The organism is Endozoicomonas sp. ALB032, assembly GCF_049310125.1.
GTDB lineage: Bacteria > Pseudomonadota > Gammaproteobacteria > Pseudomonadales > Endozoicomonadaceae > Endozoicomonas_A.
In genome coordinates, this window is record NZ_JBLYNW010000001.1 from 5,323,179 (window position 1) to 5,340,898 (window position 17,720).

The window sequence follows — 17,720 nt, forward strand, 5'->3', positions numbered from 1 at the left end:
AATAATCGAGAATAAACACCAGCTTTGCAGGATACAGACATGGATGGAATCAATAATTCCGGTTTTGAGCAACCACTGACGCAAGTTCAAGCTCTATCGCTAAGATCAGCGGGTCACCACGCGGCCAGGTCCATCACTGAAGCTGACAAGCAAGAAAAGCAAAATCTTTCATTGCAAGATTTAGACTCAGATACACTTTCCATGATTTTTTGCCATTTGAAACTTCGGGATATTCGCAGTTTACAAAAGGTATGTACCCGCCTTCGGGAAGTTATCAAAGAAGATAACACACTGGCAAAAGCCTGGTATCGCCAGTTTTCATCACCACACCAGAATCAACTGGGGATGACCATCACCAGCAAAGATAAAAATCAACTCCGAGCCTGGTTTGAGTCGTTTTCCAATGATCAGGCGTTAATCAAGTCACTCACAGATCGCCAGCTGACGAGTGTTTATTCACCTGCTTTATTATTTTTCACCAGGGCTAAGCTGATGTCTCAATGTGAAACCTTTGAATTAGTCACTAAGGCCTCCATTGACATAAAGTGTGATGTGTACTCAGCAAAACTCAGTGCTGATGGCCGATACCTGGTCACCGCCAATGAAGACCATACGGCAAAAATCTACGGCCAAAAGGCTGATGAAACATGGGACAAAGAAACCAGCATTCCCTATGACTTCTGGGTCCAATTAGCGACCTTCAGCAACGACAGCCAACATCTAGTGACAGCCAGTCTGGATGGCAGGGCCAAGATATATGATCTGGTGCGCAATGAATCATGGGAACCAAACACCACCATTGCCCATGGTAGTCCCATCCTGTCAGCTGCCTTCAGCACCGATTGCCAACATGTAGTGACCGCCAGTGGCGACCGAACAGCGAAAATCCATAGCCAAAAACGCGATGGTTCATGGAAATTAACCGCTACCCTTCGCCATAAAAGAGCTGTCTGGTCAGCCAGTTTCAGCACCGATGGCCGCTATGTGGTAACCGCCAGTTATGATAATACTGCGAAAATCCATAAACAGGTGGTCGATGAACTGTGGGAAGAAATAGATGTCATTCCCCATAATGAGCTTGTCTGCTCAGCCACCTTCAGTCCCAATGGCCACTATTTGGTGACTGCCAGTGTGGATCACACTGCGAAAATCTATGAGAAGAAGTCCGATGTATCATGGGAAAAAAACACCATCATTCGACACGAGAAACCTCTCAGATCAGCCACCTTCAGCCCCGATGGCCATCACTTGGTGATTGCCTGCCAGGATGGCACAGTGAAAATTTGCAGCAGAAAAGCCAATGGTTTATGGGAAGAAAAAGCCACCTTTTCCCATAAGCATTGTGCCTTATCAGCCACCTTCAGCCCAGATGGCCGTCATCTGGTGACTGCGAGCAGGGACAAGACGGCGAAAATCATTGGTCAGCAGGATGATGGCACATGGTTAGAAAAGGCCAGGATTGTTCATGATGGCCCTATCTTATCGGCCACCTTTAACGCCGATGGCAGTCAGGTGATCACATCCAGTGAGGACGGCATAGTGAGAATCACTGAACTGCGAAGGAATCATCTATTGTCTGCTGTCACTGAGTGACGCTATCTCATCAACACCATTGCGCATGCACCGAAAGTCATTTTGTTAGTTTCACTGACCAGCCTGTTTTGAACTTTCATTCTGGAAATGTCTCTGCTCACTAAATAATTTTTAAACCGCCCTGACGATCGAGAATAAACAACAGCTTTGCAGGATCCAGACATGAATGGAATCAATAATTCCGGTTTTGAACCACCACCGACGCCAGCTCCAACCAAAGCCCCGGCACTAACGGGTAACTACGCGGGCAGGTCCACCTCTATAGCTGACACGAAAGAAAAGCAAAAACTTTCATTACAGGATTTACCCTCAGAGACACTGTCCTTAATTTTTTGCCATTTGAAACTTCGGGATATTCGCAGTTTACAAAAGGTATCTACCCGCCTTCGCGACACTATCAAAGAAGATAACGCTCTGGCAAAAGCCTGGTTTTGCCAGTTTTCTTCAGAACACCAGTCTCAACTAAGGATGACCATCGCTGGAAAAGATAAGAATCAACTCCGAGCCTGGTTTAAGTCGTTTTCGAATGATCAGGCGTTACTCGAGTCACTCTCAGATCGGCAGCCGACGAGCGTTTATCTAGCAGCTCTGTTATTTTTCAGCAGGGCTGAGCTGATGTCCAAATGTGAAAGATTTGAATTAGTCACTAATGCCACCATTGACAAAATATATAAACCCAACCCAGACCTTCAATTAGTCGATCGTATCCACCTGGAACACCTCAATAGAGTCAATTCAGCCGCCCTCAGTAGTGATGGCCGCTACCTGGTCACGGCCAATGGCGACAATACGGCAAAAATCTACGGCCACAAGCCTGATGGATCATGGGAAATAAAAACAACCATTCCTCATGAAGGATGGGTCAAATCAGCGAATTTCAGCCCCGATAGTCACCATGCAGTGAGCTTCAGTGGTGATGGCACAGCGAAGATTTATGCTCTGGGATGCAATGAATCATGGGAACCAAAAGCCACCATTACTCATTATGATCTCATCAGATCAGCCACCTTCAGCAACGATGGTCGACATATCGTGACCACCAGTTTGGATAACACAGTTAAAATCAGTAGCCAAAAAGATGATGGATCATGGGTGTTATCAGTCATCTTTTCCCATCATTGTGATATCTATTCAGCCACTTTCAGCACCGATGGCTGCTACGCGTTAATCGCCTGTCAGGATAGGACAGTGAAAATCCATCGCCAGAAGGACAATCCATCATGGGAAGTAAAAGATGTCATTCAACATGGTGGCAGTGTCATCTCAGCCACCTTCAGCGCCGATGGTGACTGTGTAGCCACTGCCAGTATTGTCGATTGCAAGGCGATCATTTACAGCAAGAAGACTGATGGATCATGGGCAGAAAATGCCGTCATTCGACACAGGGGACCTGTCAAGTCGGCCAACTTCAGCCCCGATGGCCGACATCTGGTGACTGCCAGCTATGATCACACAGTAAAAATTTACGACAGAAAAGCCAATGGCTTATGGGAAGAAAAAGCTACCTTTTCCCATAGGAGTCTGGTCATATCAGCCACCTTCAGCCCTGATGGCCGCCATCTGGTGACTGCCAGCTATGACAAAACGGCGAAAATCATTGGTCAGCAGGATGATGGGTCATGGTCAGAAAAAGCCGCCATTGTCCATGATGACTGGCTCTCATCGGCCAACTTTAGCGCCGACGGCAGCCAGGTAATCACATCCAGTGAGGACGGCACGGTGAGAATCACTGAACTGCAAAGGAATCATTTATTGTCTGCTGTCACTGAGTGACGCTATCTCAGTAACACCATCCTGCATCCACCAAAAGTCATTTTGTTAGTTTCACTGACCAGCCCGTCTTGAACTTTCATTCTGGAACTGTCTCTAACTAAATAACTTTTTAACCGCCCTGGCGATCGAGAATAAACACCCGCTTTACAGGATCAAGATATGCATGAAATAAATAATAATTCCGTTATTGAACCACCATCAGTGCAAGCTCTATCGCTAACACCAACGGGTAACCACGAGGGCAGGTCCATCACTGAAGCTGACGAGCAAGAAAAGCAAAAACTTTCATTGCAAGATTTAGACTCAGATACACTTTCCATGATTTTTTGCCATTTGAAACTTCGGGATATTCGCAGTTTACAAAAGGTATGTACTCGTCTTCGCGACACAATCAAGGAAAATAACGCTCTGGAAAAAGCCTGGTATCGCCAGTTTTCTTCAGCACAACAGAATCAACTGAGGATGACCATCAGCGCAAAAGATAAGAATCAACGCCGTGAGTGGCTTGAGTCGTTTTCAAATAATAAGGCGTTAGTCGAGTCACTCCTGGATCTCCAGCCGACGAATATTTATTTACCTGCACTATTATTTTTCGCCCGGACTGAGCTGATGTCTAAATGTAAAACCTTTGAATTAGTTACTAAAGCCACCATTGACAAAACTCATGAAATCAACCCAGCCATCAGCCTACAAAACCCCAACGCTAACGCAAGTCTCAACAAGGTCAAATCAGCGGCCCTCAGTGCCGATGGCTGCTATCTGGCAACCACCAATGGCGACCATAGGGCAAAAATCTACCGCCAAAATCCTGATAAAACATGGGAACTAGAAACCTCTTTTCCTCATGAAAGCAATTTCCAACCAGCCATTTTCAGCCCCAATAGTCACCATTTAGTCACCGTCAATCGTCATTGTGCAGCGAAGATATATAATCTGGGATGTGATCAATCATGGGAACCAAAAACCACCATTGTTCATAATGGGTACATCAGGTCAGCCACCTTCAGCACCGATAGCCAACATCTGGTCACCTCCAGTCTGGATGGTAAAGTGAAAATCCTTAGTAAGAAAGGTGAGGGATCATGGAAGTTATCAGCCAGCTTTTTTTATAAGAATGCTATCTATTCAGCCAATTTCAGCACCGATGGTTGTTATGTGGTAGCCGCCGGTAAGGATAAGACGTTGAAAATCATTGGCCAGAAGGACGCTGAATCATGGGAAGAAAAAGATGCCATTCCTCATGACGGTAGTATCATTTCAGCCACCTTTAGTGCCAATGGCGGCTCTGTGGTCATCGTCAGTCCGGATCGCAAAGCGGTAATCTATGAGAAAAAGGCCGACGGATCATGGGCAAAAAGCGGCATCATTCAACACGGTGATTTTATCAACTCGACCAGCTTCAGCCCCGATGGCCGCCATTTAGTCACTGCCAGCAATGATTGTAAAGTGAAAATTTACGGTAAAACAGCCAATGGCTTTTGGAAAGAAAAAGGCACCTTTTTCCATAAGGGTCGGGTCTTCTCGGCCACCTTCAGCCCTGATGGCCGTCATCTGGTGACTGCCAGCATGGACAATACGGCGAAAATCATTGGTCAGCAGGATGATGGCTCATGGTTAGAAAAGGCCACCATTGTCCATGAAGGCTGGCTCACATCGGCCACCTTTAGCGCCGACGGTAGCCAGGTGATCACATCCAGCGAGGATGGCATAGTAAAAATCACTGAACTACGGAGGAATCATTCATGGTCTGCTGTCACTGAGTGACACCATCCGGCACGCGACGAAAGTCATTTTGTTAGCTGTACTTACCAACCTGGTATGAACTTTCATTCCGGAACTGTCTCTGACTAACTAAATAATTTTCAAATCTTCCAGGTGATCGATAATAAACACCCGCTTTGCAGGATCCAGACATGCATGGAATCAATAATTCCGGTTTTGAACCACCACTGACGCGAGCCCGAGCCAGAGCGCTGGCACAGGCGGGTAACCATGCGGGCAGGTCCATCACTCTGGCTGACACGAAAGAAAAGCAAAAACTTTCATTGCAGGATTTAGCCTCAGATACACTTTCCATGATTTTTTGCCATTTGAAACTTCGGGATATTCGCAGTTTACAAAAGGTATCTACCCGCCTTCGCGACGTTATTGAGCAAGATAACGCTCTGGCAAAAGCCTGGTATCGCCAGTTTACTTCAGCACACCAGCAGCAACTCAGGATGGCCCTCAGTACAAAAAACAAGGATCAACTCCGTGCCTGGTTTGAGTCATTTACGAATAATAGAGCGTTAGTCGAATCTCTCACAGACCGTCGGTCGATGAGACTTTATTCACCTGGTCTGTTATTTTTCACCAAGGCTAAGCTGATGTCCGTATGTGATACCTTTGAATTAGTCACTAAAGCCACCCTTGACAAAACTTATAAAACCCACTCATCCAACAGCATTATCGATCCCATCCGAATTAGACGAAACAATAGAGTCCACTCGGCCGCACTCAGTGTCGATGGCCGCTTTCTGGTGACCACCAATGGCGACAATACGGTAAAAATCTACAGCCATAAGCCTGATGGAACATGGGAAAAAAAAACCATCATTCCCCATGTCAGAGAGATCAAATCAGCGATTTTCAGCTCTGATGGTCACCATCTGGTAACTGCCAGTTCGGGTGGCACGGTGACGATATACAATCTGAGGTGCGACGAAACATGGGAGCCAAACACCATCATTTCCCATAATGGTGACATCAAATCAGCCAACTTCAGCGCCAATAGTCGACATGTCGTGACCACCAGTTGGAATGGCACAGCGAAAATCCATAGCCGGAAGGACGATGGATCATGGGAGCTAACGGCCACCCTGCCCCATAAAACTGCTGGCGCTTCAGCCATTTTCAGCATCGATGGCTGCCATGTGTTAACCACCTCTGATAATACGGTGAAAATCCATAGCCAGAAGGACGATGGATCATGGGAAGAAAAAGATGCCATTCCTCATGTTGGTGATGTCCTGTCAGCCACCTTTAGCGCCGAGGGCCACTATTTGGTTGCCACTGGTCTGGAATGGAAGGCGAAAATCTATGGTCAGAAGGCCGATGGATCATGGAAAAAAAATACCACCATTCAACACTGGGGAATTGTCAGATCAGCCAGGTTCAGCAACGATGGCCGCCACCTGTTGATTACCGACAACGATAACAAAGTGAAAATTTACGGCAGAAAAGCCAACGGCTTGTGGAAAAAAAAAGCCACCTTTTTCTATGAGTCCTATGGGGATTGGACCTTATCAGCCACCTTTAGCCCTGAGGGCCGCCATATGCTGACTACTGCCTGCTATGACAACACTGTGAAAATTATTGGTCAGCAAGATGATGGGACATGGATAGAAAAAGCCACCATCACCCATGATGACTGGATCTCATCGGCCACCTTTAACGCTGATGGCAGTCAGGTGGTCACCTCCAGTCGGGACGGCATCGTAAAAATCACTGAACTGCGAAGGAAGCATTCATGGTCTGCTGTCACTGAGTGACACTATCTTGCAGGTACTGAAAGTCATTTTGTTAGTTTTACTAACCAACCTGTTATGAACTTTCATTCCGGAAATGTCTCTGACTAACTAAACAATTTTTAACCCTCCCTGATGATCGAGAATAAACACCAGCTTTGCAGGATCCAGACATGCATGGAATCAATAGTTCCGGTTATGAACCACCACTGACGCGAGCCCGAGCCAGAGTGCTGGCAGTGGCGGGTAACCATGCTGGCAGGACCATCACTCTTGCTGACAAGAAAGAAAAGCAAAAACTTTCATTACAAGATTTAGCCTCAGATACACTTTCCATGATTTTTTGCCATTTGAAACTTCGGGATATTCGCAGTTTACAAAAGCTATCTACCCGCCTTCGCGACGTTATCAAGCAAGATAACGCTCTGGCAAAAGCCTGGTATCGCCAGTTTACTTCAGCACATCAGCAGCAACTCAGGATGGCTCTCAGTACAAAAAACAAGGATCAACTCCGTGCCTGGTTTGAGTCATTTTCGAATAATAGAGCGTTAGTCGAGTCACTCACAGATCGCCAGCCGATGAGTGTTTATTCACCTGCTTTGTTATTTTTCACCAGGGCTGAGCTGATGTCTAAATGTGAAACCTTTGAATTAGTCACCAAAGCCATCATTGACAAAACTTATAAAGCCAACTCAGCCACCTCATTAAATGATCGCATCCGTATGATGTATGAAAATGAAGTCAACTCAGCGGCCCTCAGTGCTGATGGCCGCTATCTGGTTACCGCCAATGCAGACAAGACGGCAAAAATCTATGGCCACAAGCCTGATGGATCATGGGAAATAAAAACAACCATTCCTCATGAAGGATGTGTCAAATCAGCGATTTTCAGCCCCGATAGTCACCACGTAGTCACCGCCAGTGGAGATCACACTGCGAAAATCTATGATCGGGGGTGCAATGAATCATGGGAACCAAACACCACCATTTCCCATGGTAATTTCGTCATATCAGCCGCTTTCAGTTCCGATAGTCGACATGTGGTGACCGCCAGTCGTGATGGCACAACGAAAATCCATAGCCAGAAAGAGGATGAATCATGGGAATTAACGGCCACCCTTACCCTTCCCTATAACGATTCTGTCCATTCAGTCACTTTCAGCACCGATGTCTGCCATGTGGTGACCGTCTGTCAGCATAAGAAGGCGAAAATCCTTAGCCAGAAGGGCGATGGATCATGGGAAAAAAAAGGTGTCATTCCCCATGATAGAGCTGTCATGTCAGCCACCTTCAACGCCGATGGTAGCTATGTGGTCACCGCCAGTCTGGATGGCAAGGCGAAAATCTATGGCAAGAGCGCCGATGGATCCTGGGAAGAAAATACCATCATTGAACACAGGCTAATAGTCAACTCGGCCAGCTTCAGCCTCGATGGCCGCCACGTAGTCACTGCCAGCGATGATGGCACATTAAAAATCTACGGCCTGAAAGCCAATGGCTCATGGGCAGAAAAAACCACCTTTCTCCACACTGGTTTGGTCACATCGGCCACCTTCAGTCCTGATGGTCTCCACATAGTGACTACTGCCAGCTACAGGAAAACGGTGAAAATCATTGGTCAGCAGCATGATGGGACATGGTCAGAAAAAGCCACCATCGCCCATGATGACTGGATCTCATCGGCCACCTTTAGCGCTGATGGCAGTCAGGTGGTCACCTCCAGTCGGGACGGCATCGTAAAAATCACTGAACTGCGAAGGAAGCATTCATGGTCTGCTGTCACTGAGTGACACTATCTTGCAGGTACTGAAAGTCATTTTGTTAGTTTTACTAACCAACCTGTTATGAACTTTCATTCCGGAAATATCTCTGACTAACTAAACAATTTTTAACCCTCCCCGGTGATCGAGAATAAACACCCGCTTTGCAGGATCCAGACATGCATGGAATCAATAATTCCGGTTTTGAACCACCACTGACGCGAGCCCGAGCCAGAGCGCTGGCACAGGCGGGTAACCATGCGGGCAGGTCCATCACTCTGGCTGACACGAAAGAAAAGCAAAAACTTTCATTGCAGGATTTAGCCTCAGATACACTTTCCATGATTTTTTGCCATTTGAAACTTCGGGATATTCGCAGTTTACAAAAGGTATCTACCCGCCTTCGCGACGTTATCAAGCAAGATAACACTCTGGCAAAAGCCTGGTATCGCCAGTTTACTTCAGCACACCAGCAGCAACTCAGGATGGCCCTCAGTACAAAAAACAAGGATCAACTCCGTGCCTGGTTTGAGTCATTTACGAATAATAGAGCGTTAGTCGAGTCACTCACAGAGCGCCAGCCGATGAGTGTTTATTCACCTGCTTTGTTATTTTTCACCAGGGCTGAGCTGATGTCTAAATGTGAAACCTTTGAATTAGTCACCAAAGCCACCATTGACAAAACTTACAAAGCCAACTCAGCCACCTCATTAAATGATCGCATCCGTATGGTGCATGAAAATGAAGTCGACTCAGCGGCCCTCAGTGCTGATGGCCGCTATCTGGTTACCGCCAATGCGGACAAGACGGCAAAAATATATGGCCACAAGCCTGATGGATCATGGGAAATAAAAACAACCATTCCTCATGAAGGATGGGTCAAATCAGCGATTTTCAGCCTCGATAGTCACTACCTGGTCACCGCCAGTCATAACAGAGCGAAGGTATATGATCTGGAGTGTGATGAACCATGGGAACCAAAAACCACCATTATTCATGATGGATTCATCAGATCAGCCAACTTCAGCACCGATGGTCGACATCTGGTGACTGCCAGTTGGGATCAAACAGCGAAAATCCATAGCCAGAAAGATAATGGATCATGGGAATTAACGGCCACCCTTCCCCATAATGATCTTGTCGAGTCAGCCACTTTCAGCACCGATGGCTGCCATGTGGTGACCGTCTGTTGGGATAAGACGGCGAAAATCCATAGCCAGAGGGGCGATGGATCATGGCAAGAAAAAGGTGTCATTCCCCATGATAGAGGTGTCATTTCAGCCACCTTCAACGCCGATGGTAGCTATGTGGTCACTGCCAGTCTGGATGGCAAGGCGAAAATCTATGGCAAGAGCGCCGATGGATCCTGGGAAGAAAATACCATCATTGAACACAGGATAAGAGTCAACTCTGCCACCTTCAGCCTCGATGGCCGCCACGTAGTCACTGCCAGCAATGATGGCACATTAAAAATCTACGGCCTGAAAGCCAATGGCTCATGGGCAGAAAAAACCACCTTTCCCCATACTGGTTGGGACACATCAGCCACCTTCAGTCCTGATGGTCTTCATATAGTGACTACTGCCAGCCACAAAAAAACGGTGAAAATCATTGGTCAGCAGCATGATGGCTCATGGTCAGAAAAAGCCACCATCGCCCATGATGCCTGGATCTCATCGGCCACCTTTAACGCTGATGGCAGTCAGGTAGTCACCTCCAGTCGGGACGGTATAGTGAAAATCACTGAACTGCGAAGGAATCATTCATGGTCTGCTGTCAGTGAGTAACACCATCTTGAGTGTGCCGAAAGAAATTTTGTTAGTTGTACTTACCAACTTGTTATGAACTTTCATTCTGGAACTTTATCTGACTGAATAATTTTTAAAGCTCCCTGGTGATCGAAAATAAACACCAACTTTGCAGGATTCAGACATGCATGGAATAAATAATAATTCCGTTATTGAACCACCACTAAAACAAGCTCAAGCTCTATCACTAACACCAACAGGTAACCTCGAGGGTAGGTCCATCACTGAAGCTGACAAGAAAGAAAAGCAAAAACTTTCATTGCAAGATTTAGCCTCAGATACACTTTCCATGATTTTTTGTCATTTGAAACTTCGGGATATTCGCAGTTTACAAAAGGTATGTACCCGCCTTCGCGACGTTATCAAGGAAGATAACACTCTGGCAAAAGCCTGGTATTGCCAGTTTTCTTCAGCACACCAGAATCAACTCACGATGACCCTCACTACAAAAACCGAGAATCAACTCCGTGCATGGTTTGAGCCGTTTTCCAATGATCAGGCGTTACTCGAGTCACTCACTGATCGCCAGCCGACGAGTGTTTATTCACCGGTATTATTTTTCACCAGGGCTAAACTGATGTCTCAATGTGAAACATTTGAATCAGTCACTAAAGCCACCATTGACAAAACTTATGATACCAACTCAGCGAACTGCATTGCTGAATACCTTCGTATATTAAACCGCAATCGAGTTAGCACGGCGGCCCTCAGTGCCGATGGCCGCTATCTGGTCACCGCCAATGGCGACAAAACGGCAAAAATCTACGGCCAAAAGGCTGATGGAACATGGGAAAAAAAAACCTCCCTGCCCCATAGCGGACTGGTCGAATCAGCGATTTTCAGTCCCAATGGTCATCATTTAGTCACCACCAGTGCGGGCTGCACGGCAGAGATATATGATCTGGGGTGCGATGAATCATGGAAACGAAAAATCATCATTCTCCATTATTATCAGATCCATTCAGCCGCCTTCAGCACCGATGGCCGACATGTATTGACCGGCAGTCTCGACGGAGAGGTGAAGATCCATAGCCACAAGCGCGATGGATCATGGAAATTAACAGCCATACTTTCCCTAGGATTTCGTCTCGAATCAGCAGCCCTCAGCAACGATGGCTGCCATCTGATAACCACCTGTTGGGATAATACCGCAAAAATCTATAGTCAGAGGGCTGATGAATCATGGGAAGAAAAGGATGCCATTCCCCATGATAGTTCTGTCATGTCAGCCGCCTTCAGCGCCGATGGTGGCTATGTGGTCACCACCAGTAAGGATTGCAAGGCGAGAATCTTCAGCAAGAAGGCCAATGGATCATGGGAAGAAAATAAAATCATTCAACACAGGAATCTGGTCAAATCGGCTAACTTCAGTCCTGATGGCCGACATCTAGCCACTGGCAGCAGCGATGGCACGAAAATCTACGGCCGAAAAGCTGATGGCTTTTGGGAAATAAAAGCCACCTTTTCCCATGGCAGGGCGGTCTCATCAGTCACCTTCAGTCCTGAAGGTCGCCATCTGCTGACTACTGCCTACTATGAGAAAACTGTGAAAATTATTGGTCAGCAGGATGATGGGACATGGTTAGAAAAAGCCACCATTGCCCATGATGACTTCGTCACATCGGCCACCTTTAGCGCTGATGGCAGTCAGGTGATCACCTCTTGTTCGGATGGCATAGTAAAAATCACTGAACTGCAAAGGAATCATTCATGGTCTGCTGTCACTGAGTGACACCATCTTGCAGGCACTGAACGTCATTTTGTTAGTTTTACTAACCAGCCTGTTATGAACTTTCATTCTGGAAATGCCTCTGACTAACTAAACAATTTTTAACCCTCGCCGGTGATCAAGAACAAACACCCGCTTTGCAGGATCCTGACATGCATGGAATCAATAATTCCGGTTTTGAACCACCACTGAAGCGAGCCCAGACCAGAGCACTGGCACTAACGGGTAACAATGCGGGCAGGTCCGTCTCTGTTGCTGAGAAGCAAGAAAAGCAAAAGCTTTCATTGCAAGATTTAGCCTCAGGTACACTCTCCATGATTTTTTGCCATTTGAAACTTCGGGATATTCGCAGTTTACAAAAGGTATCTACCCGCCTTCGTGACGTTATCAAACAGGATAACGCTTTGGCTAAAGCCTGGTATCGCCAGTTTACTTCAGCACATCAGCATCAATTAAGAATGACCATCAGTACAAAAAACAAGAATCAACTCCGTGCATGGTTTGAGTCATTTTCGAATAATAAAGCGTTAACCGATTCACTTGCAGATCGCCGGTCGATGAGTCTTTATTTACCTGGTCTGGTATTTTTCACCAGAGCAAAGCTGATGTCTGAATGTGACACCTTTGAATTAGTCACTAAAGCCATCATTGACAAAAATTATAAAGACAACTCAGCCACTAGTATTGACGATCTCACCCGAATTAGACGCATCAATACAGTCCACTCGGCCGCACTCAGTGCCGATGGCCGCTATTTGGTCACCGCCAATGGCGACCGAACGGCAAAAATATATGACCACAAGCCTGATGGAACATGGGAAAAAAAAACCTCCATTCCCCATGACGGACGGGTCAAATCAGCGATTTTCAGTCCCAATGGTCATCATTTAGTCACCGCCAGTTCGGATCATGTGGCGAAGATATATGGTCTGAGTTGTGATGAATCATGGGAGCCAAACACCCTCATTCACCATCATGGTATCGTGAACTCAGCTAGCTTCAGCACCAATGGTCGACATGTCTTGACCGCCAGCTGGGATGGCACAGCGAAAATCCATAGCCGCAAGAACGATGGATCATGGGAGTTAGCGGCCACCCTTCCCAATCGGTCTTTTGTGCATTCAGCCATTTTCAGCATCGATGGCTGCCATGTATTAACCACCTCTGATAAAACGGTGAAAATCCATAGCCAGAAGTACGATGGATCATGGGAAGAAAAAGATATCATTCCCCATAATGGTTTTGTCATGTCAGCCACCTTCAGTGCCGATAATGGCTTTGCGGCCACTGCCGGTTTGGATGGCAAGGCGAAAATCTATGGCAAGAGGGCCGATGGGTCATGGGAAGAAAGTGCCTTCAATCAAGGGGAAGCTGTCAGCTCGATCACCTTCAGCCCCGACAGCCGACATCTGGTGACTGCCGGCAACGATTACAAAGTAAAAATTTACGGCAGAAAAGCCAATGGCTTGTGGCAAGAAAAAGCCACCTTTTCCCATACGAGTACCGTCATTTCAGCCACCTTCAGCCCTGATGGCCGCCATCTGGTGACTGCCAGCCGGGACAAAACGGCGAAAATCATTGGTCAGCAGGACGATGGCTCATGGTCAGAAAAAGCCACCATTGTTCATCATGACTGGCTCTCATCGGCCTCCTTTAATGCCGATGGCAGTCAGGTGATCAGCTCCAGTGAGGATGGCATAGTAAAAATCACTGAACTACGCAGGAATCATTTATTGTCTGCAGTCAGTGGGTGACACTATTCTGCATGGGCCGAAAGTCATTTTGTCAGTTTCACTAACCAACCTGTTATGAACTTTCATTCTGGAAATGTCTCTGACTAACTAAATAATTTTTAAACCTCCCTGATGATCGAGATTAAACACCCACTTTGTAGGATCCAGACATGCATGGAATCAATAATTCCGGTTTTGAACCTCCACTGACGCGAGCCAGAGCCAGAGCGCTGGCACTAACGGCTGACCATCAGGGTAGGTCCATCACAGTAGCTGACAAGAAAGAAAAGCAAAAACTTTCATTACAGGATTTGGCCTCAGATACACTTTCCATGATTTTTTGCCATTTGAAACTTCGGGATATTCGCAGTTTACAAAAGGTATCTACCCGTCTTCGCGACGTTATCAAGCAAGATAACGCTCTGGCAAAAGCCTGGTATCGCCAGTTTACTTCAGCACATCAGCAGCAACTAAGGATGACCCTCAGTACAAAAAACAAGGATCAACTCCGTGCATGGTTTGAGTCATTTTCGAATAATAAAGCGTTAGCCGATTCACTCGCAGATCGCCGACCGACGAGTGTTTATTTACCTGGTCTGTTATTTTTCACCAAGGCTAAGCTGATGTCTGAATGTGATACCTTTGAATTGGTTACTAAAGCCAACATTGACGATCTCATCCGAATGGGAAGCATCAATGTAGTCTACTCGGCCGCACTCAGTGCCGATGGCCGCTATCTGGTGACCGCCAATGGAGACAATACGGCAAAAATCTACGGCCATAAGCCTGATGGAACATGGGAAAAAAATACCACCATTGCCCATGAAGGACGGGTCAGATCAGCGATTTTCAGCCCCGATGGTCATCATGCAGTCACCGCCAGTTCGGATGGTACGGCGAAGATATATGATCTGAGTTGTGATGAATCATGGGAGCCAAACACCCTCATTCACCATAATGGTATCGTCAAATCAGCCAGCTTTAGCAGCAATGGTCGAAATATCCTGACCGCCAGTTGGGATTATACAGCGAAAATCCATAGTCGAAAGAACGATGGATCATGGGAGCTAACGGCCACCCTTCCCAATGAGACTTTTTTCTATGATGCCATTTTCAGCATCGATGGCTGCCATGTATTAACCGCCTCTGATAACACGGTGACAATCCATAGCCAGAAGTACGATGGATCATGGGAAGAAAAAGATACCATTACCCATGTTAGTAACGTCTTGTCAGCCATCTTCAGAGCCGACACTGGCAATGTGATCGCCAACACTCCTGATCGGAAGGCGAAAATCTATGGCAAGGAGGCCGATGGATCATGGAAAAAAAATACCACCATTCAACACTGGGTCAAATCCGCCAGATTCAGCACCGATAACCACCATCTGGTGACTGTCGGCTACGATCACAGAGTAAAAATTTACCGCAGAAAAGCCAATGGCTCGTGGAAAGTAAAAACCACCTTTTCCCATAAGAGTCACGTCATATCAGCCAACTTCAGCCCTGATGGCCGCCATCTGGTGACTGCCAGCCTTGATAAAACGGCAAAAATCATTGGTCAGCAAGATGATGGGTCCTGGTCAGAAAAAGCCACCATTGTTCATGATGACTGGCTCTCATCGGCCACCTTTAGCGCTGATGGCAGCCAGGTGATCACCTCCAGCGAGTATGGCATGGTAAAAATCACTGAACTGCGGAGACATCATTTTTTGTCTGCTGTCACTGGATAACATCACCCTGTAGGTGCTGAAAGAAACTTTATCCGTTGCGCTAAACAAGATGTTATGAACTTTCATGCTAAAACCCATTCTGATTTACAGAATCAATGTTTACTGTCTTTGCTAACCGGAAATAAACGCTAACTTTGGAGGAGCCAGACATGGACGGAATTAATAATAACTCCAGCATTTCAGGTTCATACTCGCCACCACCAAAGCGAGCTCGCCGGGGAAGTGTATCATCTTCTGTTAGTGAGGGTAGAACCTCCGATGTCACTGAAAAAACAGCATTGAATGCTTTAATCAACATTAGTGCTTTCAGCGACAGTGCATTCAAACTGGAACAAGCGCAAGTTACTGACGAGAATTGTTCAGTCTGTTATGGGTCACACACGGCAAGTATAATGAAAACGCCATGTAAACACCTTTTTCACGTGCATTGTTTGTATCAGTGGCTGCAAACCAGACTGCGAAACAGGACAGTTAAAACCTGCCCTGTTTGTCGCGCAGAATTGATTAGCTTAAGGAACAAACTTAAAGACTTAAATGGGCTATTGGATAAATACGACGGTTGTTACTCATTAGATATTGCTGCCAGAGCAGTGAACGAATGGAATAAAGCAGAAGCATGTCATGGAGTCTTATATCATTTTGTCCAACTTTGCAGACATAACAGCCAGGCATCGGATGATTTACAGTATGTAAGTATCCTGCGAAAAATAATTCATCCGGTTATAAAAGCTGAGATTATCCATAAATATAAGATCAACTCCGCCGTCTTCAGCAGCAATGGCCACCTGGTAATAACCGCCAGTGACGATGGAACGGCAAAAATCTATGGCTACCAGGCGGATGGATCATGGCAAGAAGAAGTCACTATCAGCCACTATGGTCCGATCAAATCAGCCTCCTTCAGTCAGGATGGACGACATGTGGTCACTGTCGGCAGGCATCACAGGGCGAAAATTACTGGCCAAAAGGACGATGGAACCTGGGAAACAGAAGCCACTATTCACCATAGTGGTTCGATCGAATCAGCCTCCTTCAGTGCCGATGGCAACCATGTACTGACTGTATCTAATGGGCAAAGGGAGAGAGTCGTTGAAATTAATGCCGATGGTCAGCTTTTTGTAACTATAAAAAACAAAAATCGGGTGACAGTAGCTGGCAAGCGAGCCGATCAAGTCTGGAAAGAAAAAGCCATCATTGTCCATGACAACACTGTCAACTCAGCCATCTTCAGTGCAGATAGCCTCCATCTGGTGACCGCCAGTGAGGATCATACTGCGAAAATCTTTGCTCAGAAAAACGATGGATCATGGCAAGAAGAAATGACCATTCGCCATAATACTCCGGTCAAATCAGCTAGCTTCAGTGCTGATGGCAGCCATATTGTGACTGTCGGTAAGGATAACGAGGTAAAAATCACTGGCCAGTGGAGCGATGGTTTATGGAAAGAAAGTGTCATCATTACCCATGATAAGACGGTCAATTCAGCCAGCTTCAGTGCCGATAGCCACCATCTGGTGACCGCCAGTGATGATAGAAAGGCGAAAATCTATGGTCTGAAAGATGATGGCTCATGGAAAGAAGATGCCACCATTCACCATAAAGGTATGATTAACTCAGCCACCTTCAGCGCCAATAGCCGTTATGTAATAACCGCCAGTGAAGATGGTAAAGCAAAAATCTATAGCCTGACGGATGATGGATTATGGGAAGAAGAAACCATCATCCGCCATTATGACCCAGTGATATCAGCCACCTTCAGCCCCGATAGCCGCTTTGTGTTAACCGCTGGTGTAGATAGAAGGGCGAAAATCTATAGCCGTAGGGGCGATGCAACATGGAAACATGAAGTCACCATCCGACATGGTGGTCCGATAAAACCAGCCTCCTTCAGCAACGATAGTCGCTTTGTGTTGACCGCCGGCAGAGGTCCCATGGCGATGGGTGGTCACAAGGCAACAATCACTGAGTTATGGAAGGAAGACTGATTGAATAGAAAGCTCATCCGAAAAACCCGTTGTAAATACTTAACTGGCCAGATAGACAAGTATTTTTCTGGCAAAGAGGTTGATTCAGCGAAAAGCACTC

Annotated in this window: 10 protein-coding genes; all 10 read left to right on the top strand. The window is 46.4% G+C overall.

Features of this window, described 5'->3' with window-relative positions:
- The first annotated feature begins 39 nt into the window (after positions 1 to 39).
- The 10 genes from ACO6VG_RS19415 (at position 40) to ACO6VG_RS19460 (ending at position 17,620) form a co-directional block, all read left to right on the top strand.
- On the top strand, positions 40 to 1,593 hold the full coding sequence (locus tag ACO6VG_RS19415) for an F-box/WD repeat-containing protein (RefSeq protein ID WP_422133837.1): 1,554 nt from the start codon (positions 40 to 42) through the stop codon (positions 1,591 to 1,593).
- 162 nt (positions 1,594 to 1,755) lie between these two features.
- Positions 1,756 to 3,366 (top strand): F-box/WD repeat-containing protein, encoded by a 1,611-nt coding sequence (locus ACO6VG_RS19420; protein WP_422133838.1) that lies wholly within the window; start codon positions 1,756 to 1,758, stop codon positions 3,364 to 3,366.
- A gap of 159 nt (positions 3,367 to 3,525) precedes the next feature.
- On the top strand, positions 3,526 to 5,130 hold the full coding sequence (locus tag ACO6VG_RS19425) for an F-box/WD repeat-containing protein (RefSeq protein WP_422138024.1): 1,605 nt from the start codon (positions 3,526 to 3,528) through the stop codon (positions 5,128 to 5,130).
- A 149-nt stretch (positions 5,131 to 5,279) separates the two neighbouring features.
- A complete protein-coding gene (locus tag ACO6VG_RS19430) occupies positions 5,280 to 6,896 on the top strand; it encodes an F-box/WD repeat-containing protein (protein ID WP_422441818.1) in 1,617 nt (538 codons plus the stop codon).
- Positions 6,897 to 7,045: 149 nt separating this feature from the next.
- Positions 7,046 to 8,662 carry an F-box/WD repeat-containing protein gene (locus ACO6VG_RS19435; protein WP_422133841.1) on the top strand — a complete coding sequence of 539 codons (1,617 nt, stop codon included), beginning with the start codon at positions 7,046 to 7,048 and terminating at the stop codon, positions 8,660 to 8,662.
- Between the two features lie 149 nt (positions 8,663 to 8,811).
- Positions 8,812 to 10,419 carry an F-box/WD repeat-containing protein gene (locus ACO6VG_RS19440; protein WP_422133842.1) on the top strand — a complete coding sequence of 536 codons (1,608 nt, stop codon included), beginning with the start codon at positions 8,812 to 8,814 and terminating at the stop codon, positions 10,417 to 10,419.
- Between the two features lie 145 nt (positions 10,420 to 10,564).
- Positions 10,565 to 12,172, top strand: a complete 1,608-nt coding sequence (locus ACO6VG_RS19445) for an F-box/WD repeat-containing protein (protein WP_422138028.1) — start codon at positions 10,565 to 10,567, stop codon at positions 12,170 to 12,172.
- 149 nt (positions 12,173 to 12,321) lie between these two features.
- Positions 12,322 to 13,923: an F-box/WD repeat-containing protein gene (locus ACO6VG_RS19450; RefSeq protein WP_422138029.1), complete on the top strand. Its 1,602-nt coding sequence runs from the start codon at positions 12,322 to 12,324 to the stop codon at positions 13,921 to 13,923.
- Positions 13,924 to 14,072: 149 nt separating this feature from the next.
- Positions 14,073 to 15,635 carry an F-box/WD repeat-containing protein gene (locus ACO6VG_RS19455; RefSeq protein ID WP_422412953.1) on the top strand — a complete coding sequence of 521 codons (1,563 nt, stop codon included), beginning with the start codon at positions 14,073 to 14,075 and terminating at the stop codon, positions 15,633 to 15,635.
- Between the two features lie 149 nt (positions 15,636 to 15,784).
- On the top strand, positions 15,785 to 17,620 hold the full coding sequence (locus tag ACO6VG_RS19460; protein WP_422475222.1) for an RING finger domain-containing protein: 1,836 nt from the start codon (positions 15,785 to 15,787) through the stop codon (positions 17,618 to 17,620).
- The last annotated feature ends 100 nt before the right edge of the window (positions 17,621 to 17,720 follow it).

Excerpts from the sequence above, each read along its gene's own strand:
- ACO6VG_RS19435 (WP_422133841.1), top strand. The coding sequence starts at position 7,046 with ATGCATGGAATCAATAGTTCCGGTTATGAACCACCACTGACGCGAGCC.
- ACO6VG_RS19460 (WP_422475222.1), top strand. The coding sequence starts at position 15,785 with ATGGACGGAATTAATAATAACTCCAGCATTTCAGGTTCATACTCGCCA.
- ACO6VG_RS19450 (WP_422138029.1), top strand. The coding sequence starts at position 12,322 with ATGCATGGAATCAATAATTCCGGTTTTGAACCACCACTGAAGCGAGCC.
- ACO6VG_RS19425 (WP_422138024.1), top strand. The coding sequence starts at position 3,526 with ATGCATGAAATAAATAATAATTCCGTTATTGAACCACCATCAGTGCAA.
- ACO6VG_RS19440 (WP_422133842.1), top strand. The coding sequence starts at position 8,812 with ATGCATGGAATCAATAATTCCGGTTTTGAACCACCACTGACGCGAGCC.
- ACO6VG_RS19445 (WP_422138028.1), top strand. The coding sequence starts at position 10,565 with ATGCATGGAATAAATAATAATTCCGTTATTGAACCACCACTAAAACAA.
- ACO6VG_RS19420 (WP_422133838.1), top strand. The coding sequence starts at position 1,756 with ATGAATGGAATCAATAATTCCGGTTTTGAACCACCACCGACGCCAGCT.
- ACO6VG_RS19415 (WP_422133837.1), top strand. The coding sequence starts at position 40 with ATGGATGGAATCAATAATTCCGGTTTTGAGCAACCACTGACGCAAGTT.
- ACO6VG_RS19430 (WP_422441818.1), top strand. The coding sequence starts at position 5,280 with ATGCATGGAATCAATAATTCCGGTTTTGAACCACCACTGACGCGAGCC.
- ACO6VG_RS19455 (WP_422412953.1), top strand. The coding sequence starts at position 14,073 with ATGCATGGAATCAATAATTCCGGTTTTGAACCTCCACTGACGCGAGCC.